Origin of the sequence: Vibrio sp. THAF64 (genome assembly GCF_009363455.1) — a bacterium.
GTDB lineage: Bacteria > Pseudomonadota > Gammaproteobacteria > Enterobacterales > Vibrionaceae > Vibrio > Vibrio coralliilyticus.
Map to the genome: position 1 here is coordinate 2,676,185 of NZ_CP045355.1, position 23,263 is coordinate 2,699,447.

Genomic DNA, 23,263 nt, shown 5'->3' on the forward strand with positions numbered 1-23,263 from the left:
ACAAAAAGTAAGAGTTATTTATTAAAGAAAATTTTAAATAACTAAACTTTTTTTTGATCTTTTATCGTTAAGCGACATACTGATAAATATCTCTTTAATGGGATCTTTAGTGAGGTGTTTATTATGAAATATTTCGTTGCGTTAGCATGTAGTCTTATTTTTAGTTTTTCGGTAGCAGCACAATCACCCGTAGGAAGCACTGCTTCGGGCCCAATAGTGAAATGTGAATTAAGCTCAGGGGTAGTTGAACGTATGCCAATAGTTATATGTGAAAATAGCGATGGTACGGTAATGAGATGAAAAAAGGAGCCTTTTCGGCTCCTTCTCTTTTTATAATTCTAGCAGTTGTTTAATGACTGCTTTTCTTTCTTCTTTCGTTGCTTTTCCATACCAGTAACCAAACATTTCTTGTTGCTTGGAATCAGTTGTAAGCGTCAGTTTGGTTGAGTTGCGATTTTCAACCGCCCAGCTCAATAGATCATCACGTTGTTCTTTTGGCGTTTGCTCAAACCAATATTGTGTCATCTCTATCGCTTTTGAAGACGAGCTGTGAGCTACAGGAGTCGCGGCAGCAACAGGAGCAGCTACCACAGCCGGATCTACATTAGAATTGGCACTGTTCACAATCGCTTCAATGTAACCTGAAGGGATAGAGAAAGTAATGTTATTAGCATTTGAAGCGGTTACATCAAATTTAAGATCTTGATACGGCTGCTGTGCGAGAAGCTGGCTAGACACTGGAAATCTGACATACTGAGTTTGAGTACATACATCACTACAGGTTTCCGCTGATGCAGCGTAAGGCTTTAGAGCAACCTCTTTATTGCTACCTTCAACCTTTACTGTTTTAAATTCGTTATAGTTTTTAAAGTACTGCAATTCCATTTTAATAAAGGAATCTGGTACATTTTTTTTCTGTGTTGGAGTTACATAATTCAACTCTAGTGATGACTTCACCAACTGACTACCATTCACTTCAAGTGCATTCGGCGTTAGTGATTTACCAACAATAATTTGATAGTTCTGTTTAGATTCAACTCGTTTTACAACATCAGTAAAATCGCTCGTTGAATCTAGTGTGGTACAACCTACCATCAATAAAGGAAGTGACGCTAAAATAATTTTCTTCATATAAACCACCCTGGAAATTACTCCGTTATATACTATTCGAATTACCCTTTATCTTCAGGCTCTACCTCTCAATACAACAAACGCTGGCCAACAAGGGCCAGCGCATTTTATTAAGAACAAATTGGAAAACTCTTAGAAACCGTACTCTAGACCAACACGAACAACAAATGTTTCTGTGTTTGTTAAACCATCTGAAGAAAGGATATCACGCTGTGCAATACGCACGTATGGTACGAAACCATTGTGAACATACATTAACTGACCAGATACAACACTATCTTCGTTGTTTGTTTTAACACCTGCAGTTTCTGAATCCATATTGGCTGCGTAACCTAGCTTGAAGCCCCATGGTCCAGTCCAGTATTGACCGATAACAGAGTATGAAGCCTGTTCCGATTTTGCACCACCTTGCTCATCAGACTCACCAGCTTTATATGCTCCAGAAATACCAAAGCCTGCAGGAAGAGACGCTTCAAAGCCGACTAGGTAACCAAACGTATCAGCCAGAGTACCAGCATCTGCATCAGTTTGACGATCCGTTTCAGTTTCCAGCGCAGCATGGAAAGTTAGGCTGTCATTCAGACGATAGTGCGCGGCTGCACCGTAGAAGTAGTTGTCTTTTACGCTTGCATCACCACGACCAGTTGCCAGATTGAAAGTGAAACCGTTGTAATCAACCGAATCGTAGCGAGCCATATCACCATGACGGTCACGGTTGTATTTAACATCACCGCCCCAGTCCCATACAGCACCTAAACCAGGGTTCGCGTAAGGCCAGTCAATTACTTCATACATAGGTGTCAGCATACGACCAAAGCGCACTTTACCCCAATCGCCTTTTAGGCCAAGGAAAGTATCACGGTTACCCAGTGATGCGCCATCGCCATTTTCACCAACGTAGCCAGATTCAATCTGCATGAAAACATTTACGTTCTCGTACATATCTTTGCTAGCACGGAAACCAATACGTGATTCGTTTTCGTAGTCATAGCCGGTACCAGTATCTTTAGTAACACCTGCTTTCGTCTCTTCAGAGTCGTAGTTTACGATCGAGATCGCTGCCACACCGTAAGCTTGGACATTGAAGTCAGAGATAATACCAACCTGAGATGATTCAGCTGCTAATGCACCTGTAGAAACCATCGCCACTGCTGCACCAAGAAGAGTGCGTTTGAACATTTTTTCCATGGAAAAACTCCTAAAAATGGATATAGCTGTTTTTGTTGTTCTCACCTTAAGTTGGCCGCCGAAGGGAGAATCATTTCCTATGACGAAAGCAAAAGATTAATCATTAATTCCTCACTTTCTAATTCTGCATACACCCGGTGTATCCATGGCTTTAAGACTAACTTCGCGACAAAAAACATCAATCAGAACTTAATTTCTAAATAAAAAAATATGACCAGCTACAAATTTTTCTAAACATAGTGATCAAGATCCACCTACCCTAATAACAATTAAGATAAAAACAAAATAATCATTAGAAATCAAAAACTTAAACATAAAAACAGATAAATTAACTTTGAAGTGACTCGCATAAAAATAATGAAAAAGGGAACTTTCTCAGTTATAAGATCTTGATCACTGCATTAATTTTGGTCTCTACAACCGTTAAAAACATCAGTATTTTTACCGCAAAAAAAAACCACCCATATGGGTGGCCTTTCTACTATTGTAACTAGATTTAGATCAGATCGACTAAGTCCTGCTCTGTTTTGATTTCTATACCTAGCTCTTGTGCTTTTGCTAGTTTAGAGCCTGCATTTTCACCAGCAAATAAAATGTCTGTTTTTTTGCTCACACTACCCGTTACTTTCGCACCTAGCGCCTGCAGTGCAGATTTCGCATCATTTCTAGATAACTGTGACAAGGAGCCCGTAAGAACCACCGTTTTTCCAGCTAACGGCTGGGGAGTGTCTTCACTCTGCTCTTCAATCTCAGGCCATTCTATCCCTTGGTCGAGAAGATCTTGGATGACTTGTTGGTTTTTATCCTGTGCAAAGAAAGCAATAACATGGCTCGCAACAATGTCACCAATATCAGAGACCTCAATGAGCTGTTCGTGATTAGCAGCTTTTACTGCATCCAGAGTTTTAAAGTGCTGAGCGAGATTCGCTGCTGTGGCTTCGCCGACTTCTCGAATGCCAAGGGAGTAGAGGAATCGAGGTAGTGTTGTCAACTTAGCTTGGTTTAATGCATCAACAATATTCTGCGCCGATTTCGGGCCCATACGATCTAGGACAGTTATTACCCCTGCAGATAGCTTGAATAAGTCTGCTGGTGTTTCGACCATCTCACGATCCACTAGCTGTTCAATCACCTTCTCTCCAAGTCCGTCAACATCAAGAGCTTTGCGCGACACAAAGTGTTTAAGGGCTTCCTTGCGTTGCGCCTGACACACTAAACCGCCAGAGCAACGAGCAACCGCTTCACCTTCAACACGCTCCACTTCTGAGCTACACACAGGGCACCGCTCAGGGAATACGATGTCGCGAGCATTATCTGGTCGACGCTCTTCAATCACAGAAACAATTTGTGGAATTACATCTCCTGCGCGACGAATGATGACGCTATCGCCAACTTTCACACCAAGGCGTTCAATTTCATCCGCATTGTGCAATGTTGCGTTACTTACTGTCACACCGCCAACAAACACGGGTTCCAGTTTGGCAACAGGTGTAATCGCTCCAGTCCGTCCGACTTGGAACTCAACATCATTAAGCAAGGTGATCTCTTCTTGCGCAGGAAACTTGTAAGCAATCGCCCATCGTGGTGCTCTAGCAACAAAGCCTAACTGTTCTTGTAACGCAATATCGTCGACTTTAATCACAACCCCATCGATTTCATAAGGTAAGGCTTCTCGACGCTCTAGAATGTCCTGATAATAAGCTTTAACTTCGGTCAAATTAGCAACTCGACGGGTTTCAGGGCACATTGGCAGCCCCCAGCCTTTCAGTTGCAGAAAGCGCTCATAGTGGCTGTCAGACAATGCATTTCCTTCCACAACACCAACGCTGTATGCGTAGAAGCTAAGAGGACGTGTGGCAGTAATACGGGAATCCAACTGACGCAGACTTCCTGCTGCTGCGTTGCGTGGGTTGACAAAGACTTTCTCACCCTTTTTCTGGGCTTGTTGGTTCAACTTGTCGAAGCCTTCTTTTGGCATAAAGACTTCACCACGTACCTCAATACGTTGCGGCCAGCCTTGACCACTCAACTTCAGCGGGATCGATTTGATAGTACGAACATTCTCAGTAATGTTCTCACCAGTAGTACCGTCACCACGAGTTGCAGCCTGAACTAAGATGCCATTTTCATATAATAAGCTAACGGCTAAGCCATCTAGCTTAGGTTCACAACAAAATACATTGAATTCTGCCGTTGGAATACGATCAGACATACGCTTATGGAAGCTTTCTAGCTCTTCGTCATCGAAAGCGTTGTCCAGAGACAGCATCGGAATTTCATGCGCCACCGATTGAAATCCGTCAAGTGGCTGCCCACCGACTCGCTGACTTGGAGAATCAATACTCACCAAATCTGGATGCTCTGCCTCAAGTTCCAATAACTCACGCATCAGACGATCATATTCCGCATCAGGAACCTCAGGATTGTCTTCTACATAGTACTTAACTCCGTGGTAATGGAGCGTCTCGCGTAATTGATTGAGTCTTTCTTGAATCTCTTGTGACATAACTAACTCTGTACTTAATCGTTTTAACGACCGATATCGTATCGATGTCGGGATCATAGTTTGCAGGAGTATGAACAGGCTTTGTCTGGTTCGCAACTATACCTTGTTCAAAAAAAGAAAGGCTCCGGATTCGGAGCCTTGAATGAATTATGGGTAGCTTACGCAGATTCTGCTGTTTTAAAACTCTGAATTTGCGCTCGGTACGCATCCAGACGATTTGGCGTCATTAAGTTACGAGCGTCATCGAGGACGTTCGCACCTAAATCATCTGCAATCTGCTGAGCTGTTTTTAGCATCAACTTAAAGTTCTGCTCTGGGTCACCATAACAAGGTAGCGTCATAAAGAATGAAATACCTTTGGTTGTAAATTCTGCTGGGTCTGCATGCTCAAGCGTACCAGGTTGCATCATATTAGCGACGCTAAACAACACCTTGCCTGTTCCGGATAGATCTGAATGACGATGGAAGATGTCCATTTCTCCATAAAGCAGGCCATTTTGCTGCATGCTATCAAACAACTTAGTTCCAACAAACGGCTCGCTTCCAGCACAATGGACGTTAAGCACAATCACTTGCATTTCCGGCTCAGCAACGGTGGCTTCAGGCTCAACTGGCTCGTTGATTCCCGGCAAAGGTTCTGTGTCTTCTGGCTCTGAGGCTACAACTGTTTCCACGCTCGCTTCAATCTCATCCAGCGCTTTGGTAGAAATTGATGGCACGTCTAGATCAGGCTCTTCGATCACCTTTTGCTCAACGTTCTCAGAAGGCAACTCAGGCTGAGATTGAGGCTCAAGATCAACGTCTGGCTCAACATAACCATCGATCAATGGATCGGCTGTGAGTTTCTCTTCAGCGAAATCGGGTTCTTTGCGCTCTTTACGAATGATTTCAAAATCGTCTTCGGGTGCAAATGCACGTTCTGGCATCGCCTCAGGATCATCCTCTTTATCGGCATTCAATTTACGAAGAGGCTTACTGCCAAACTTGGCCTTTCCTTCTTTTTTGCTTGTCCATAAACCGTGGAACAATAGCGCTGCTATTGCTAAAGCTCCGACAATTATGAGTACAAATCGCAATTCCTGCATTTTTCGCTCTCAAATTACTCGATATACCTAGTCCGTAAACCAACTTATCGAATTTGGTTAAACCTTTCTATAAGTAACTCTACCAAAACTCTCCCCTGTTTTAGAACAACTTAATGTGAGAAGTTCACGCAATGTTGTGATTTTGAACACGCTTTTTTCTTGTTAAGATAAAAAGCGTTCGATTTTACACCACCAACAGTCAGGGCTTATGAATTCAAACATACAACAACGATCCGGTTTTGGTTACTTCTTCTACGGACTTGAACTCGCAGTCAAGCCCGGTATCCGTCAATTTGTTCTGCTTCCTTTATTAGCAAATGTCTTGCTTGTGGGTGGTGCGCTGTTTTATCTGTTTTCACACTTAGATGTTTGGATAGAGCAGTTAATGGGGCAACTACCCGGATTTCTTTCCTGGTTAAGTTACATATTGTGGCCTTTGCTGGTCCTGACCATACTTGCCACCTTCTCCTACTTCTTTAGTACGCTGGCTAATTTCGTTGCCGCACCATTTAACGGTCTATTGGCCGAAAAAGTAGAAGAGCATCTGACAGGTAAAGCCGTTAACGACGATGGGATGTTAGCCGTAGTCAAAGACACTCCTCGTATTCTTGCTCGCGAATGGAAAAAGCTACTTTATGTTTTGCCAAAAGCTATCGGCCTGTTCATTTTGCTTCTGATTCCCGCTTTGGGTCAGACGCTTGGGCCAATTCTTTGGTTTGGGTTCACCGCTTGGATGCTGGCCGTTCAGTATTGCGATTACCCTTTTGACAATCACAAAGTGCCATTTAACGAAATGCGTAACAGTTTGAAACAAAAACAAGGCAAGGCTTACAGCTTTGGAGCGTTGGTGGCCATCTTTACTACCATCCCGATCTTAAACCTTATCGTGATGCCCGTTGCAGTCTGTGGTGCGACAGCCATTTGGGTTGCTGAGTTCAAACGTTGAGTAACAAATAGTGCATGTTAGATGAATAACATGCACTTCATCCCATTCTAATAAGTTATAACTTTTTAATCCTTCTCTAGAATTTTTAGCTAGCCTACTCTTCTATCCACGAACTCTATAATGAGCACACAGATTACCAGCTAATCGCTCTCGGTTTTTCAGAGACAAATTAGCTTTTAACAGATGAAGGATCACGACATGAGCAAAATCTACGAAGATAACTCTCTTACCATCGGCAACACACCACTGGTACGCCTGAACAAGGTCAGTAAAGGTAAAGTATTGGCGAAAATTGAAGCTCGTAACCCAAGCTTCAGTGTTAAATGCCGTATCGGTGCCAACATGATTTGGGAAGCTGAAAAAGCTGGTACGTTGAAACCAGGCGTAGAGCTTGTTGAACCAACCAGTGGTAATACAGGTATTGCTCTTGCATTCGTTGCAGCTGCTCGTGGTTACAAACTTACATTAACGATGCCCGAGTCTATGAGCCTAGAACGCCGTAAACTGCTAAAAGCGCTAGGTGCAAACCTTGAGCTAACAGAAGCAGCAAAAGGCATGAAGGGCGCAATCGCTAAAGCAGAAGAAATTGTTGCGGCTAACCCAGACAAATATCTACTTCTTCAGCAATTCAACAACCCAGCCAACCCTCAGATTCACGAAAAAACCACAGGTCCTGAGATCTGGGAAGCAACTGATGGCGAAGTTGACGTATTCGTTGCTGGTGTGGGTACAGGCGGTACTATTACAGGTACAAGCCGATACATTAAGGGTGAGAAAGGTAAGAACATTGTTTCTGTTGCCGTGGAGCCAGCAGAATCACCTGTCATTGCACAGGCACTTGCAGGCGAAGAAATCCAACCTGCACCACACAAAATTCAAGGTATCGGCGCTGGCTTCATCCCTGGTAACTTAGATTTAGAGCTTTTGGACCGTGTTGAGTCAGTCACTTCTGAAGAAGCTATCGAAATGGCACGTAGACTGATGGAAGAGGAAGGTATTCTAGCAGGTATCTCTTCTGGCGCGGCTGTTGTCGCTGCTAATAGACTGGCAGAACTACCTGAATTTGAAGGAAAAACTATCGTAACCGTACTTCCTAGTTCAGGTGAGCGTTACTTAAGTACAGCGCTGTTTGCGGGCATCTTTACAGAGAAAGAGAACCAACAGTAATTCGTTGCCAAATCAATTTTTAGTCTAAAAAAGCCCCTTTATGGGGCTTTTTTGTTGATCCCTGCCTCACCTTTGGTAATATCAGGGCAGTTTTATTTTTAGCTTCAAAATAAAAGCTAAATAAGAATTTATCCCAGTGATGAGATCCAGCACAGATTGGAATCATGACTGGAAAATTTGCAATCAGTATCGACTATGACACTAAATGAATATTGTGTATTTGGCACAAAGCGACATTCGGGGTTAAGCTGAATCTGATTTAGAAACTATCAAAATATAAATCAATTGGGGTATATAACATGTACGAGAAGCAAGTAGAAATCACTGCAGAAAACGGTCTTCACACTCGTCCAGCTGCACAGTTTGTTAAAGAAGCAAAAGGCTTTGATGCAGACATCACTGTGACTTCTAACGGTAAAAGCGCTAGCGCGAAAAGCCTGTTCAAACTTCAAACTCTTGGCCTAGTAAAAGGTACGCAGGTTACTATCTCAGCTGAGGGCCCTCAAGCTCAACAAGCTGTTGACCACCTAGTTGCTCTAATGGATCAACTACACTAATCCGGTCTCCTATTTTCAAAGCCATTTTGTGAAAGCAAAGTGGCTTTGTTGGAAATAGACCAAGATTTAAGCTACACATTATCGTTAGCGCACTCATATTTTCTCCCGTTTAAAGTTGACCAATTTAAGGTAAGGCTATGATTTCAGGCATCCTAGCATCTCCAGGTATTGCTATTGGTAAAGCACTACTACTTCAAGAAGATGAAATTGTCCTAAACACTCACTCAATTACTGATGCTCAAGTTGAAGCAGAAGTAGCTCGCTTTTTTGACGCACGTAACAAATCAGCAGCTCAGCTTGAAACTATCAAGCAGAAAGCCCTTGAAACATTCGGTGAAGAGAAAGAAGCGATCTTCGAAGGTCACATCATGCTTCTTGAAGATGAAGAGCTAGAAGAAGAAATCCTAGCACTGATCAAAAACGACAAGATGCACGCCGATAACGCGATTCACACGGTTATCGAAGAACAAGCGACTGCTCTTGAATCTCTAGACGACGAATACCTAAAGGAACGTGCAACAGATATCCGTGATATCGGTACACGTTTTGTTAAAAATGCTCTTGGCATCAATATCGTTTCACTTAGCGATATCAACGAAGAAGTTATCCTAGTTGCTTACGACCTAACGCCATCTGAAACTGCACAAATCAACCTAGATTACGTTCTTGGTTTTGCTTGTGACATCGGCGGTCGTACTTCTCACACTTCAATCATGGCGCGCTCTCTTGAGCTTCCAGCTATCGTTGGTACTAACGACATCACTAAGCAAGTGAAGAACGGCGACATGCTGATTCTTGATGCGATGAACAACAAAATCGTTATCAACCCATCGGAAGCTGAACTAGAAGAAGCGAAGGCGGTGAAATCAGCATTCCTTGCTGAAAAAGAAGAGTTAGCGAAGCTAAAAGATCTCCACGCAGAGACTACTGACGGTCACCGTGTAGAAGTGTGCGGTAACATCGGTACGGTTAAAGACTGTGATGGCATTATCCGTAATGGCGGTGAAGGTGTCGGTCTGTACCGTACTGAATTCCTATTCATGGACCGTGACGCTCTGCCAACTGAAGAAGAGCAGTACCAAGCGTACAAAGAAGTTGCGGAAGCAATGAACGGTGAATCAGTGATCATCCGTACAATGGACATTGGCGGTGACAAAGATCTTCCATACATGGATCTACCACAAGAGATGAACCCATTCCTAGGCTGGCGCGCAGTTCGTATCAGCTTAGACCGTCGTGAAATCCTTCGTGACCAGCTACGCGGCATCCTACGTGCATCTGCACACGGTAAACTTCGCATCATGTTCCCAATGATCATCTCTGTTGAAGAGATCCGTGAACTGAAGAAAGCTATCGAAGAATACAAAGCAGAACTTCGCGCTGAAGGCCATGCATTTGACGAAAACATCGAAATCGGTGTAATGGTTGAGACTCCAGCAGCCGCTGCTATCGCACACCACCTAGCGAAAGAAGTCGCATTCTTCTCTATCGGTACTAACGATCTTACTCAGTACACACTAGCAGTAGACCGTGGTAACGAGATGATCTCACACCTATACAACCCGCTGTCTCCAGCTGTACTTACAGTAATCAAGCAAGTGATTGACGCTTCTCACGCTGAAGGTAAGTGGACTGGTATGTGTGGTGAGCTAGCAGGTGATGAGCGTGCGACACTTCTACTTCTAGGTATGGGGCTAGACGAGTTCTCTATGAGCGGCATCTCTATTCCTAAAGTGAAGAAAGTGATTCGTAACTCGAACTTTGCAGAAGTAAAAGCAATGGCAGAAGAAGCGCTTTCTCTACCAACAGCGGCAGAAATTGAAGCCGTTGTAGAAAAATTCATCGCAGAGAAAACTCAATAATTGACTGATACCATTAAGATAGACGGCTAAAAATAGTCGTCTATCTTGTGAGATTGGTATACTATAATTCGACAGAATTAAATAAAACGTTAGGAGCATGACACAATGGGTCTGTTTGACAAACTTAAGAAGCTAGTATCTGACGACAGTGCTGACGCAGGTGCAATTGAAATCATCGCGCCTCTGTCTGGTGAAATCGTAAACATCGAAGATGTGCCAGATGTCGTTTTCGCTGAGAAAATCGTTGGTGACGGTATTGCTATCAAACCTGCTGGCAGCAAAATGGTAGCTCCTGTAAACGGTACAATCGGTAAGATCTTTGAAACTAACCACGCATTCTCAATCGAGTCTGATGACGGCGTAGAGCTATTCGTTCACTTCGGTATCGATACTGTTGAACTAAAAGGCGAAGGCTTCAAGCGTATTGCAGAAGAAGGTCAAACAGTTAAAGCTGGCGACACTATCATCGAGTTCGATCTAGCGCTTCTAGAAGAGAAAGCAAAATCAACTCTAACGCCTGTCGTTATCTCTAACATGGACGAAATCAAAGAGCTGAACAAACTATCTGGTTCAGTATCCGTAGGTGAAACACCAGTCCTACGCGTAACTAAGTAATTTTTACTTAGCCAAATACAAAAAAACGCAGCGACTCAGCTGCGTTTTTTATTGCCTTTATCTTAGATTATTTTAGCCCCAACGCATACTTCAACACCTGACTTTTTAACGGCCCAGCATTCTCAGCCACTTTCAATGCCGCGTTGCGGACAAATTTCAGTGGAGCCAGATCGTTACTAAAACTCTTGTAGAAAAAGTCCATGCCCGATTGCATAAGCAGGTTATCAGGGCGACGTTTACGTTCGTAGAGCCTGAGCACTTCCTGCGAAAAATGTATTTTTCCTTCTGTCACTTCAAGTAACGCTTCAACATCTTTAAAGCCAATATTCACCCCCTGCCCTGCCAGCGGGTTTATTGTATGCGCCGAATCGCCGGCAAGCACACAACCAAGCGCTGAATAGGACTGTGCGTGTCGTCTGGTTAGAGGGAATGAACCAGCTTGGAGCACTTTAATATCGCCTAATTCGGCAGGAAAATGACTCAGAACCTCTTGCCTTAGCTGCTCATTGGTCATAGAGCACAGCTGTTTGATTCGCTGAGGAGAATCATACCAGACCAATGACCCCTGATTACCGCATAACGGAAGAAACGAATGCGGTCCTGATGGCGTAAATTGCTGCCAGGTAATGTCTTGCTGTGGAAGTTCTGTCTCAACATTGATCAACATACAATGTTGACGATAGTCCCATGCCGTCACGCCAATCCCAGCCAGAGTTCTGACCTGAGAATTTGCTCCATCAGCCCCCACAACTAAGTCAGCCTGAAAGGACTGACCGGAATTTAAGCTAACAGAGCAAGGTTGACCAAACTCAATATGCTCTAATCGGTCTGGGCAGCAAAGCGTAATATTAGAGTAACGCTCAAATTCCCCCCACAGCCCCAACTGAATCAAGCGGTTTTCGACAATGTAGCCAAGCCGCTCCATATTCAGTGCATCAGCATGGAAGCGGGTTCTGCATTCTGGATGTTCCCAAGTTTCCAGCCTACGATAAGGACATACTCGCATCTGTGATATTGCCTGCCATGCACCCAGCTCTTCCAATATCGATACAGAATGCTCTGAGATCGCCGAAACTCGAATATCCATCGACTGCTCTGCTGAAAACGCCTGAGGAGCCGTGCCTTCTACGACAACAACGGTTCTGCCTTGCTTGGCGAAACCGATCGCAATCGCCGCACCAACCATACCGCCACCGATAACGGCAACATCATATCTGGTCATAATTTGTACTTTATTTGTTGATTATCTGGCTGATTTTCATTGTACTTTTTCATTACTAAAATGTAACTAAAAACCTCAACACAAATAAGGGCAAATCCCTTGCACTACATAGGATTTAACTGAATGTGTGACAGCACTAGTCAGTAGGTTTTTAAAGCAGTACAATACGCCGCTTACCGCCGAGAGGGCGGCTAAAATATAGTCAACCACATGAAATATGCAGCGTTGACACTGTTCCACACTGGGCGATTTGCTCCCTTAATTTAAACTAACGATCGAGCGAACAACATGAGTAAAAAACTGCTAATTAAAACCTGGGGCTGCCAGATGAACGAATACGATTCATCTAAGATGGCCGATCTACTGAATGCTGCTAACGGCTATGAGCTGACGGAAGAACCAGAAGAAGCAGACGTACTACTACTGAATACCTGTTCTATCCGCGAAAAAGCACAAGAAAAGGTATTCCACCAGCTAGGTCGTTGGAAAACCCTTAAAGATAAAAAAGAAGGTGTTGTTATTGGCGTGGGGGGCTGTGTAGCTACTCAGGAAGGTGACCACATTCGCGAGCGTGCGCCGTTCGTTGACGTTATCTTTGGCCCTCAAACATTGCACCGTCTGCCTGAAATGATCAAGCAGTCACAAAGTAATGAAGCGCCTGTTATGGACATCTCTTTCCCTGAGATTGAGAAGTTTGACCGTCTACCAGAACCTCGTGCAGAAGGCGCAACCGCGTTTGTTTCCATCATGGAAGGTTGTTCGAAGTACTGCACCTACTGTGTTGTTCCATACACGCGTGGTGAAGAAGTCAGCCGCCCAATGGATGATGTCTTGTTCGAAATCGCGCAGCTAGCAGAACAAGGCGTTCGTGAAGTAAACCTTCTCGGCCAGAACGTTAACGCATACCGTGGCCCAACGCACGAAGGTGATATCTGTAGCTTTGCCGAGCTACTTCGCCTTGTCGCTTCGATTGATGGTATCGACCGAATTCGTTTCACCACCAGTCACCCACTTGAGTTCACAGATGACATTATTGCTGTTTACGAAGACACACCTGAGCTTGTGAGCTTCCTGCACCTGCCAGTGCAAAGTGGTAGCGACCGCATCCTAACAATGATGAAGCGTCCGCACACAGGTATCGAATACAAGTCGATTATCCGTAAACTGCGTAAAGCACGTCCTGATATCCAAATCAGCTCTGACTTTATCGTCGGTTTCCCAGGTGAATCCGATATGGACCACCAAGCAACAATGAAGCTGATCAAAGATGTCGATTTCGACATGAGCTTCAGCTTTATCTTCTCTCCGCGTCCAGGGACGCCAGCTGCCGACTATCCATGTGATCTGTCAGAGCAGACCAAGAAAGAGCGTTTGTACGAACTTCAGCAAACCGTGAATGCGCAAGCAATGCGTTTCTCTCGTCTGATGCTTGGTACAGAGCAACGCGTTTTGGTTGAAGGCCCTTCGAAAAAGAATCTAATGGAGCTTCGCGCACGTACTGAGAACAACCGCGTAGTGAACTTCGAAGGCAATGCTGAACTCATCGGTCAGTTTGTCGATGTGAAAATTACTGATGTCTTCGCTAATTCATTACGTGGTGAAATTGTGCGAACAGAGAAAGACATGGATCTGCGTACTGTGATTTCGCCAACTCAGATGATGGCAAAAACAAAACGCGAAGATGAGCTAGGTGTAGCAACCTTTACGCCTTAAGCTTGAAAATACCTATCTGAGTGACCATCTTAGATATAGGTATATAAAGCCATTGGAAGCCCGGTCTAAATCGGGCTTCTAGGAAATGGCCAATAATGAGAGGCAACTTTGAGCAATAAAATTGTGACTCTAGAGATTGATCTAGAACCTTCTGACAACCGCCGTCTAGCGAGTCTGTGCGGTCCTTTCGATGATAACATCAAACACTTAGAACGCCGTTTAGGTGTCGAAATCAGCTACCGAGGCAACTTCTTTACCATCGTGGGTAAACCTCATACCTCAGCGGCTGCACTGGAAATCATCAAAACCCTTTACGTCAATACTGCGCCTGTCCGCGGCAATATTCCGGATATTGAACCAGAAGAAATTCATTTGGCTATCAAAGAGACGGGTGTACTTGAACAAGACACTGAGTCCAACCTTGAGCATGGTAAAGAAGTCTTTATCAAGACCAAGAAGGGCGTGATTAAACCGCGTACACCGAATCAAGCTCAGTATCTGGTCAATATGGTCACACATGACATCTCTTTCGGTATTGGCCCTGCCGGTACAGGTAAGACGTACCTTGCCGTTGCTGCCGCCGTAGATGCTCTAGAGCGTCAAGAGATTCGTCGTATTCTACTAACACGTCCTGCTGTCGAAGCGGGCGAAAAGCTGGGCTTTCTCCCAGGTGACCTAAGCCAAAAAGTCGACCCGTATCTACGTCCACTCTATGACGCGCTTTTCGAGATGCTTGGCTTTGAAAAAGTCGAAAAGTTGATTGAACGTAACGTCATTGAAGTTGCACCGTTGGCTTATATGCGTGGTCGTACACTAAATGACGCTTTTATCATTCTCGATGAAAGTCAAAACACCACTGTAGAACAGATGAAGATGTTCCTGACTCGTATCGGTTTTAACTCCCGTGCAGTCATCACTGGTGACGTCACTCAGATCGATTTACCACGCGGCGCAAAATCAGGCCTTCGCCATGCGATTGAAGTGCTGAATGAAGTGGATGAAATCAGCTTTAACTTCTTCCAGTCTGACGACGTCGTTCGACACCCAGTGGTTGCACGTATCGTCAATGCCTATGAAAAGTGGGAAGCGCAAGATCAAAAAGAGCGTAAAGAATACGAAAAGCGTCGTCGTGAAGAGCGCGAAGCAAAACTTCAGGAAGCGCCAGCGGCTCAGTCTTCTGTGACTCCGGAGACGAAACCGTCATGAGCATCGAACTAGATCTTCAATTAGCAGTCGAAGATGAAAAAGGCTTACCGAGCTCTGAAGATGTTCATCTCTGGTTAACTTCGGCTGTGGCAAAGTTTCAGCCTCAAGCCGAAGTTACTGTCCGTATTGTCGATGAGCAAGAAAGCCACCAGCTTAACCATGACTATCGCGGCAAGGACAAACCAACCAATGTGCTGTCTTTTCCTTTCGAAGCACCTCCGGGTATTGAAATGGATTTGCTGGGTGATCTGATCATTTGTAGACAGGTGGTTGAGCAAGAAGCCGATCAGCAATCTAAGCCATTAATGGCACACTGGGCGCATATGGTTGTACATGGTAGCCTGCATCTGCTAGGTTATGATCATATCGAGGATGACGAAGCCGAAGAGATGGAGTCCCTCGAAACAGAAATCATGCTGGGTATGGGGTTTGAAGACCCATATATAGCTGAAAAAGAGTCACCTTAGGGTCACTCGCATGTGAGGGTTTGAGAGTTCATTATTTACCTCTCTCATACCCTCAACGTGAGCTATCACACTTCTGATAGCGTTACTTAATTGAGAAACAATGAACGAAGACAATTCGCCCTCTTCTCTAGAAGGTAAAAAAGAAAAATCTGAAGGTCCGAGTAGAAAGTCCTTCTTCGGACGCCTAGGTCAACTATTTCAAGGCGAACCTAAAGATCGCCAGGAGCTTGTGGAGGTATTCCGCGACTCAGAAGAAAATGACCTGATTGACCATGACACCCGAGACATGCTTGAAGGCGTTATGGAAATCGCAGAAATGCGCGTGCGCGATATTATGATCCCACGTTCACAAATGGTTACCGTTGACCGTAGCGACGATTTAGACGCATTGGTTAACCTTATCACTGACGCTCAGCACTCTCGCTACCCAGTCATCAGTGAAGATAAAGACCATGTTGAAGGCATCCTGTTAGCGAAGGACTTACTTAAATATTTAGGCTCAGGCAGTGCGCCATTTGATATCGAACAGGTGATCCGCCCTGCGGTCGTTGTTCCTGAAAGTAAGCGAGTAGATCGCCTATTAAAAGAGTTCCGTGAGGAACGTTATCACATGTCCATTGTCGTAGATGAGTTCGGTGGAGTTTCTGGTCTTGTGACTATCGAGGATATTCTCGAAGAAATCGTTGGAGAAATCGAAGATGAATTCGACGATGAAGAAGAACTGGATATTCGTAAACTCAGCAAACACACCTATGCAGTAAAAGCCCTAACGACAATTGAAGAATTCAATGACACTTTCAACACTTCATTCAGTGATGAAGAAGTCGACACAGTTGGTGGCATGGTAATGACAGCTTTCGGTCATCTTCCTTCACGCGGTGAAGTGGTTGAATTGGAAAATTATAGCTTTAAGGTTACCTCTGCGGACAATCGTCGCGTGTTACAGCTTCAAGTAACCATCCCCGACGAAGAGCCTCTTCCGGAACCAGCCGAAGAGTAACGCTAATTTCCCGAACTGGGATACTCAGAAGTATAACGATGATAAAAACACTTTTTCATCGCCTAAAACGGCCGCTTGCGGCCGTTTTTGTTGGCGCCCTCACTACATTCGCATTTGCTCCGTTTCAGCTCTGGCCTTTGGCGATCCTTAGCCCACTGCTATTGTTGGCCTTAATTCATCAACAAAGTGCAAAGCGTGCTTTATGGATTGGCTACGCGTGGGGAATTGGTCAATTTGCAACTGGGATCAGTTGGGTACACATCAGCATTGACAATTTTGGTGGTATGCCGAAAATCGCCAGCGTTTTTCTCATGGCGCTACTGGTCGGCTATCTTGCAATTTATTCTGCGCTGTTTGCTTGGAGCCTTAATCGTTACTTTCCACACAGTAACCGCACACGCTTTCTGCTTGCCGCTCCAGCTATTTGGCTGATTTGTGACTGGCTGCGCGGTTGGGTCATGACAGGGTTCCCATGGTTATGGCTTGGCTACAGCCAAATCGACAGCCCCCTCGCGAATTTTGCTCCGATTGGTGGCGTTGAGTTACTGACTCTACTGCTGATAATCAGTGCTGGCAGTATCATCTATGCCTTTAGCCAACGACAGTGGCTTCATCTTCTCATCCCTGCTGTTATTTTTTCCACCGGCTATGGACTTAAGTCAGCCAATTGGGTAACAGTTGACCCAAATAGCACCACCAAAATAGCCCTCATTCAGGGCAACGTCGATCAAGCAAAGAAATGGTTACCACAAGAACGCTGGCCGACCATCATGAAATACACTGATCTGACGCGCGAAAACTGGGATGCTGATATCATCATATGGCCAGAAGCCGCCATTCCAGCGTTTGAGTTTGAAATCTCTTCCTATCTGAGTAACTTAGACTCGGCCGCTAAAATGAACAATAGTGCTGTCATAACAGGTGTGGTTAATCAAGGAGAAGACCGTCAGTTTTACAACAGCATACTTACTGTCGGTAAAACACCTTATGGCGATTACAGCTTTGATATGAGCGAGCGCTACCACAAGCATCACCTGTTACCATTCGGTGAGTTTGTGCCTTTTGAGGAGATTTTGAGGCCGTTGGCGCCATTTTTTAACCTGCCGATGTCCTCGTTTAGTCGTGGCGACTTTATACAGCCTAATATTGAGGCTAATGGCAAGCAGATGGCACCGGCACTGTGTTATGAGATTATTTTCAACGAGCAAGTGCGTGAAAATGTCACAGATGACACTGACTTTATCCTCACTCTATCCAACGATGCATGGTTTGGTAAATCAATCGGCCCATTGCAACATATGGAAATTGCTCGAATGCGAGCGCTTGAGCTAGGTAAACCTGTCATTCGCTCTACCAATAATGGCGTCACCGCAGTGACCGATTACAAAGGCAACATCACCACACAGATCCCTCAGTTCGAGACGGAGGTATTGCGCGCAGAGGTCACCTCTACCCAAGGGCAGACTCCCTATCGAGAGTTCGGTACTTGGCCACTCTACATCTGGGTAATACTAAGTTTGGTTACCGGTTGGCGTTTGAGAAAGTAATAGTAGATTAATCGCAAGGGTGACGTGCAAACGTCACCCTTTTTGTCAGTAGTAGGAACACTTCATTTAGGGTTTCAGAAGCTGGCGGCTAAAGCCCTTCCCACCACATTTCGTGCATGGAATGATCACGGTTGGATGGTTGTATTGCGTTTTATGACCACATTCGTCACACACTAAAATACCTAACCCAATCACTTCACCGGCTTGATACAACCCTTGGTGTTCTAAGTCAGCAAACAATTCAACCCATTCGACCTTTGTTCGGTCTGTGATATCCAATAGCCCCTGCCAGATAGAGTCTGCCACCATAAGATAAAAAGGCCCCCCTTTCGATTCCTCGTAGCTATCAGCAAACTCTTTCAAATCTGACTTCACATACGCTGACACCAAAGCCAGTTCATCTTTAGTCAAATCGTTGGCCGCCTCAACGACCTTTTCTGAGGTTTCAAAAACGTGGTTGACTTCATCTGGGCTATGTTTGAGCGCTTCCACAACATCCTCAAACATCTCCTCATAACCTGCTTTACGTTTTGGCATAGTGACCTCCTTCTAGCGACTCGGGAGAATTGCGCCCGTAGGCTATTGTTGTGCTCCTCTCCTTTAGGTATTCTATGACGATCTATTTATGTCTGTTCTAACTGAACTCACAATTTCCAAGATAACCGGATATCATCGATGCAAGAGCAATACAACCCGCAAGATATTGAACAGAAAGTTCAAAAGCACTGGGATGACAACAAGACCTTTGTTGTAAGTGAAGACCCAAATAAAGAAAAATTCTACTGTCTCTCTATGTTCCCTTACCCAAGTGGTCGACTGCACATGGGTCACGTGCGTAACTACACCATCGGTGATGTGGTATCTCGTTTTCAACGCCTGCAAGGTAAAAACGTAATGCAACCAATTGGTTGGGATGCATTTGGTCTACCAGCAGAAAACGCAGCGGTTAAGAACAACACGGCACCTGCACCATGGACTTACGAAAACATTGAGTACATGAAGAACCAGCTTAAAATGCTTGGTTTGGGTTACGACTGGAACCGTGAATTCGCAACTTGTACGCCAGAGTACTACCGTTGGGAGCAAGAGTTCTTCACTAAGCTTTACGAAAAAGGCCTAGTTTACAAGAAGATGTCTACAGTTAACTGGGATCCAGTTGACCAAACAGTTCTTGCGAACGAGCAGGTTGTTGACGGCCGCGGCTGGCGTTCAGGCGCAATCGTTGAGCAGAAAGAAATTCCTCAATGGTTCATCAAAATTACTGAATACGCTCAAGAACTGATCGATGACCTAGACAAGCTAGATGGCTGGCCGGAAATGGTTAAAACCATGCAGCGTAACTGGATTGGTCGCTCTGAAGGTGTTGAACTCAAGTTCGAAGTAAAAGGTCAAGCTGACCTAGAAGTTTATACAACACGCCCAGACACACTAATGGGTGTGACTTACGTAGGCATCGCAGCAGGTCACCCTCTAGCAGCAGAAGCCGCTAAAACTAACCCTGAGCTAGCTGCTTTCGTAGAAGAGTGTAAGAACAACAAAGTAGCAGAAGCTGAAATGGCGACAATGGAGAAGAAAGGTATGGCGACTGGCCTTACTGCTATTCACCCATTGAACGGCCGTGAGGTTCCTGTTTACGTGGCTAACTTCGTACTGATGGACTACGGTACAGGCGCTGTAATGGCAGTACCTGCACACGACCAACGTGACTACGAGTTCGCGACTAAGTACGGTTTAGACATCATCCCTGTGATCAAGCCTACTGACGGCAGTGAACTGAACATCTCTGAAGAAGCGTACACAGAGAAAGGTGTACTGTTCGATTCAGGTGAGTTCGACGGTCTTGAATTCCAAGCAGCATTCGATGCAATCGCAGCGAAGTTAGAAGCTGAAGGCAAAGGCACTAAGACAGTTAACTTCCGTCTACGTGACTGGGGTGTATCTCGTCAACGTTACTGGGGCGCACCAATCCCAATGGTAACCACTGAAGATGGTGAAGTTCACCCAGTACCCGCTGACCAACTGCCAGTAGTCCTTCCAGAAGACGTGGTAATGGACGGCGTAACCAGCCCAATCAAATCTGATAAAGAGTGGGCGAAGACGACATTTAACGGCGAACCAGCTCTACGTGAAACTGACACGTTCGATACCTTCATGGAGTCTTCTTGGTACTACGCACGTTACTGCTCACCACAAGCTGACGACATCCTAGATCCAGAAAAAGCAAACTACTGGCTACCAGTAGACCAGTACATCGGTGGTATCGAGCACGCTTGTATGCACCTACTGTACTCTCGCTTCTTCCACAAATTGCTACGTGATGCGGGTTACGTAACCTCTGATGAACCATTCAAGCGCCTACTATGTCAAGGCATGGTACTGGCTGATGCATTCTCTTACGAGAACGAGAAAGGCGGTACTGAGTGGGTTGCACCTACTGACGTGACTGTTGAACGTGACGGTAAAGGCCGCATCACTTCAGCGAAAGACAACACTGGCCGTGACGTTGAACACTCAGGCATGATCAAGATGTCTAAGTCGAAGAACAACGGTATAGACCCACAAGAAATGGTAGACAAATACGGTGCTGACACAGTACGTCTATTTATGATGTTTGCATCTCCAGCAGACATGACACTTGAGTGGCAAGAGTCTGGCGTAGAAGGGGCTAACCGCTTCCTGAAACGTGTTTGGAAACTCGTAAACGAGCACGCATCGAAAGGCGCGGCAGAAGCAGTGGATACCTCGGCACTGTCTAGCGACCAAAAAGCACTTCGTCGTGACGTTCACAAGACTATCGCGAAAGTGACGGATGATGTTGCTCGTCGTCAAACGTTCAACACAGCAATCGCAGCGATCATGGAACTAATGAACAAGCTAGCGAAAGCACCACAAGAATCTGCACAAGATCGTGCAATCCTTGATGAAGCGCTAAAAGCAGTTGTTGCAATGCTTTACCCAATCACTCCTCATATTTCTAGCGAAATGTGGGTAGGTCTTGGTGAAACTGACATCGACAACGCAACATGGCCAACTCACGATGAAAAAGCCCTTGTTGAAGACGAGAAGCTAATCATCGTTCAAGTTAACGGTAAGCTACGTGCGAAACTGACTGTTCCGGCCGATATTTCTAAAGACGATATTGAAGCTCTAGGTCTAAACGATGAGAACGTAACTAAGTTCACTGACGGCAAGACTGTGCGTAAAGTAATTTACGTACCAGGTAAGCTTCTGAATATCGTTGCAAACTAAGCATTTGCAAAGTAAAGAAAGTGTTGCGAACTAATTCGTTAAACTAAAGTCTTAAGCAGGGTATATTTACCCTGCTTTACTTATCTCAGCCTATTCACTGAGTAGCCTTAGATAAGTATTCAAATAATCGAGAAACATCAACTAATGCGCCTATTTTCAATCTCAACTATTAAGCTCACCAGCGTTGTACTTGCAGCGAGCCTGCTGTCTGCCTGTGGTTTCCATCTCCGTGGTGATTACTCTATCCCGGAAGATCTCGACACGATGTCTCTTACCAGTTATGACCAGTACAGTACGTTTACCCGAATGATGAAAGCCCAACTGCGTATGAGTGAGATTGAAGTTGTTCCGCCTTCTGACAATATCCCGAATCTTCATTTAGCAAGTGAAGGTGTTGGTGAACGTACACTTTCTCTTTATCAAAATACTCGTGCAGCAGAGAAGGAACTTACCTTCCGAGCGTCTTACCGTGTAACTATCCCTGAACTAGGTTCGAAGACTTTTTCAACCAGTGTTACTCGCAGCTACTTAGATAACCCGCTAACAGCACTGGCGAAGTCAGTGGAACGCGATATGATCGAAGATGAAATGCGTAAACTGGCTGCAACTCAGATCATTCGTCAAATGGCACGTTTAAAGGCAGATATCGAAGCTAACGAGCTTGATATGGAAGAGCAAGAGATCCAACTAAAAACAGACGAAGAGCAGTACCGAATCAAAACCTATTCGTCAGATGAGCCTCAAGGAGCGTCTGACAGTAACTCAGCGGTTCAATAGAATCCTATGCGAATCTTCGCAGATCGGCTGGTGGAGCAGCTCAATAAGCAGCTCCACCCTACTTACCTGATTTTTGGCAATGAGCCATTACTACTACAAGAATCTCGTCAGTCCATTCAAAAAGCCGCTTACACTCAGGGCTTTGAAGAACGACACCGTTTCGCAGTAGACAACAGCTTTGATTGGAACTTGGTGTATGACAGTTGCCAAGCATTAAGCCTGTTTTCATCGCGCCAATTGATTGAGTTAGAGCTCCCAGAATCAGGAGTAAACGCGGCGATTGCAAAAGAGCTAGTAGGCATTTCAGAAGTGTTGCACAGTGACATCATTTTAGTCGTGATTGGCACTAAGCTCACCAAAGCCCAAGAAAATGCTAAGTGGTTTAAAGCCTTATCTTCCCGTGGCTGCTGGGTAAATTGTCTTACGCCAGACCTCAGCCGCCTGCCTCAGTTTGTCCAGTCACGCTGTAGAGCACTGAACCTGAATCCGGATGCGGAAGCGATTCAAATGTTAGCTCAGTGGCATGAAGGCAACTTGTTTGCATTGACACAAAGCTTGGAAAAACTCGCCCTTTTGTACCCCGATGGGCAGTTAAATCTTATCAGACTCGAAGAATCATTGAGCCGACACAATCATTTTACTGCATTCCACTGGTCAGATGCTCTGCTAGCAGGTAAAGCTAACCGAGCTCAGCGAGTATTAAGACAACTAGAAGCGGAAGGCGTTGAAGCGGTAATTTTGCTTCGAACCATTCAGAAAGAGTTGACTCAGTTACTCTCGATGCAGCAACAAATGCAATCGCAAGCTATAGGACAAGTATTTGAACGCTACCGGATATGGCAATCAAAGCGGCCACTGTACTCTGCGGCGTTAAACCGTCTTTCACAGACAAAGATCACTCAGCTAATCCAGTTAATTGCTAAAGCCGAAGTTATCTCTAAAACTCAATATGAGATTTCCAGTTGGCCACTATTGCATCAGTTAAGTACTGAGATGTGCTTGCCACAAGTGAAGCTTTAAAAAGC

19 protein-coding genes are annotated in these 23,263 nt (G+C 44.9%); 13 read left to right on the forward strand and 6 right to left on the reverse strand.

All coding sequences use genetic code 11. The annotated features are described in order from the left end of the window. Positions 1–330: 330 nt before the first annotated feature. From FIU99_RS12480 to zipA, 4 genes are all read right to left on the reverse strand, one after another. Positions 331–1,131 (reverse strand): hypothetical protein, encoded by an 801-nt coding sequence (locus FIU99_RS12480; RefSeq protein ID WP_006957377.1) that lies wholly within the window; start codon positions 1,129–1,131, stop codon positions 331–333. A 132-nt stretch (positions 1,132–1,263) separates the two neighbouring features. Then, a complete protein-coding gene (locus FIU99_RS12485) occupies positions 1,264–2,319 on the reverse strand; it encodes a porin (protein WP_006957376.1) in 1,056 nt (351 codons plus the stop codon). Positions 2,320–2,815: 496 nt separating this feature from the next. Then, complete coding sequence (ligA, locus tag FIU99_RS12490; RefSeq protein ID WP_152472297.1) at positions 2,816–4,825, reverse strand: NAD-dependent DNA ligase LigA; 2,010 nt, start codon at positions 4,823–4,825, stop codon at positions 2,816–2,818. 158 nt (positions 4,826–4,983) lie between these two features. Beyond that, positions 4,984–5,910, reverse strand: coding sequence for a cell division protein ZipA (gene zipA, locus FIU99_RS12495; protein WP_152472298.1), 927 nt, complete (start codon positions 5,908–5,910; stop codon positions 4,984–4,986). 208 nt (positions 5,911–6,118) lie between these two features. On the opposite strand from zipA, the gene cysZ reads away from it, so the two are divergent. From cysZ to crr, 5 genes are all read left to right on the forward strand, one after another. After that, positions 6,119–6,856, forward strand: a complete 738-nt coding sequence (cysZ, locus tag FIU99_RS12500) for a sulfate transporter CysZ (protein ID WP_006957373.1) — start codon at positions 6,119–6,121, stop codon at positions 6,854–6,856. Positions 6,857–7,054: 198 nt separating this feature from the next. Continuing rightward, the gene (gene cysK / locus FIU99_RS12505) at positions 7,055–8,023 is read left to right on the forward strand and encodes a cysteine synthase A (protein WP_006957372.1); all 969 of its coding nucleotides are present in this window, start codon (positions 7,055–7,057) and stop codon (positions 8,021–8,023) included. Between the two features lie 299 nt (positions 8,024–8,322). Beyond that, positions 8,323–8,580 carry an HPr family phosphocarrier protein gene (locus tag FIU99_RS12510; protein WP_006957371.1) on the forward strand — a complete coding sequence of 86 codons (258 nt, stop codon included), beginning with the start codon at positions 8,323–8,325 and terminating at the stop codon, positions 8,578–8,580. A 137-nt stretch (positions 8,581–8,717) separates the two neighbouring features. Further along, entirely contained in the window at positions 8,718–10,442 is a 1,725-nt protein-coding gene (ptsI, locus tag FIU99_RS12515) for a phosphoenolpyruvate-protein phosphotransferase PtsI (protein WP_021457651.1), read from the forward strand. 105 nt (positions 10,443–10,547) lie between these two features. Continuing rightward, positions 10,548–11,057, forward strand: coding sequence for a PTS glucose transporter subunit IIA (gene crr / locus FIU99_RS12520; RefSeq protein WP_006957369.1), 510 nt, complete (start codon positions 10,548–10,550; stop codon positions 11,055–11,057). 67 nt (positions 11,058–11,124) lie between these two features. Here the strand turns inward: crr and FIU99_RS12525 are convergent, their stop codons facing one another. Then, entirely contained in the window at positions 11,125–12,279 is a 1,155-nt protein-coding gene (locus FIU99_RS12525; RefSeq protein ID WP_006957368.1) for a 2-octaprenyl-3-methyl-6-methoxy-1,4-benzoquinol hydroxylase, read from the reverse strand. Positions 12,280–12,567: 288 nt separating this feature from the next. Between FIU99_RS12525 and miaB the strand changes: the two genes are divergently transcribed. The 5 genes from miaB (at position 12,568) to lnt (ending at position 18,212) form a co-directional block, all read left to right on the forward strand. Then, a complete protein-coding gene (gene miaB / locus FIU99_RS12530; RefSeq protein WP_006957367.1) occupies positions 12,568–13,992 on the forward strand; it encodes a tRNA (N6-isopentenyl adenosine(37)-C2)-methylthiotransferase MiaB in 1,425 nt (474 codons plus the stop codon). Positions 13,993–14,100: 108 nt separating this feature from the next. Continuing rightward, on the forward strand, positions 14,101–15,198 hold the full coding sequence (locus tag FIU99_RS12535) for a PhoH family protein (RefSeq protein ID WP_006957366.1): 1,098 nt from the start codon (positions 14,101–14,103) through the stop codon (positions 15,196–15,198). Then, on the forward strand, positions 15,195–15,665 hold the full coding sequence (gene ybeY, locus FIU99_RS12540) for an rRNA maturation RNase YbeY (protein ID WP_006957365.1): 471 nt from the start codon (positions 15,195–15,197) through the stop codon (positions 15,663–15,665). Before FIU99_RS12535 ends, ybeY begins: the two co-directional genes overlap by 4 nt. Before the next feature lie 100 nt (positions 15,666–15,765). After that, positions 15,766–16,665, forward strand: coding sequence for a CNNM family magnesium/cobalt transport protein CorC (gene corC / locus FIU99_RS12545; RefSeq protein ID WP_006957364.1), 900 nt, complete (start codon positions 15,766–15,768; stop codon positions 16,663–16,665). Positions 16,666–16,703: 38 nt separating this feature from the next. Further along, entirely contained in the window at positions 16,704–18,212 is a 1,509-nt protein-coding gene (gene lnt, locus FIU99_RS12550; protein ID WP_006957363.1) for an apolipoprotein N-acyltransferase, read from the forward strand. 66 nt (positions 18,213–18,278) lie between these two features. Here lnt and FIU99_RS12555 read toward each other — a convergent pair whose 3' ends face one another. Further along, on the reverse strand, positions 18,279–18,749 hold the full coding sequence (locus tag FIU99_RS12555) for a zinc ribbon-containing protein (RefSeq protein ID WP_006957362.1): 471 nt from the start codon (positions 18,747–18,749) through the stop codon (positions 18,279–18,281). A 138-nt stretch (positions 18,750–18,887) separates the two neighbouring features. Between FIU99_RS12555 and leuS the strand changes: the two genes are divergently transcribed. The 3 genes from leuS to holA all read left to right on the forward strand — a co-directional run bounded on the left by leuS (position 18,888) and on the right by holA (position 23,258). Further along, positions 18,888–21,461: a leucine--tRNA ligase gene (leuS, locus tag FIU99_RS12560; RefSeq protein ID WP_006957361.1), complete on the forward strand. Its 2,574-nt coding sequence runs from the start codon at positions 18,888–18,890 to the stop codon at positions 21,459–21,461. 144 nt (positions 21,462–21,605) lie between these two features. Then, on the forward strand, positions 21,606–22,238 hold the full coding sequence (lptE, locus tag FIU99_RS12565) for an LPS assembly lipoprotein LptE (RefSeq protein ID WP_006957360.1): 633 nt from the start codon (positions 21,606–21,608) through the stop codon (positions 22,236–22,238). A 6-nt stretch (positions 22,239–22,244) separates the two neighbouring features. Further along, complete coding sequence (holA, locus tag FIU99_RS12570) at positions 22,245–23,258, forward strand: DNA polymerase III subunit delta (protein WP_006957359.1); 1,014 nt, start codon at positions 22,245–22,247, stop codon at positions 23,256–23,258. Positions 23,259–23,263: the final 5 nt, after the last annotated feature.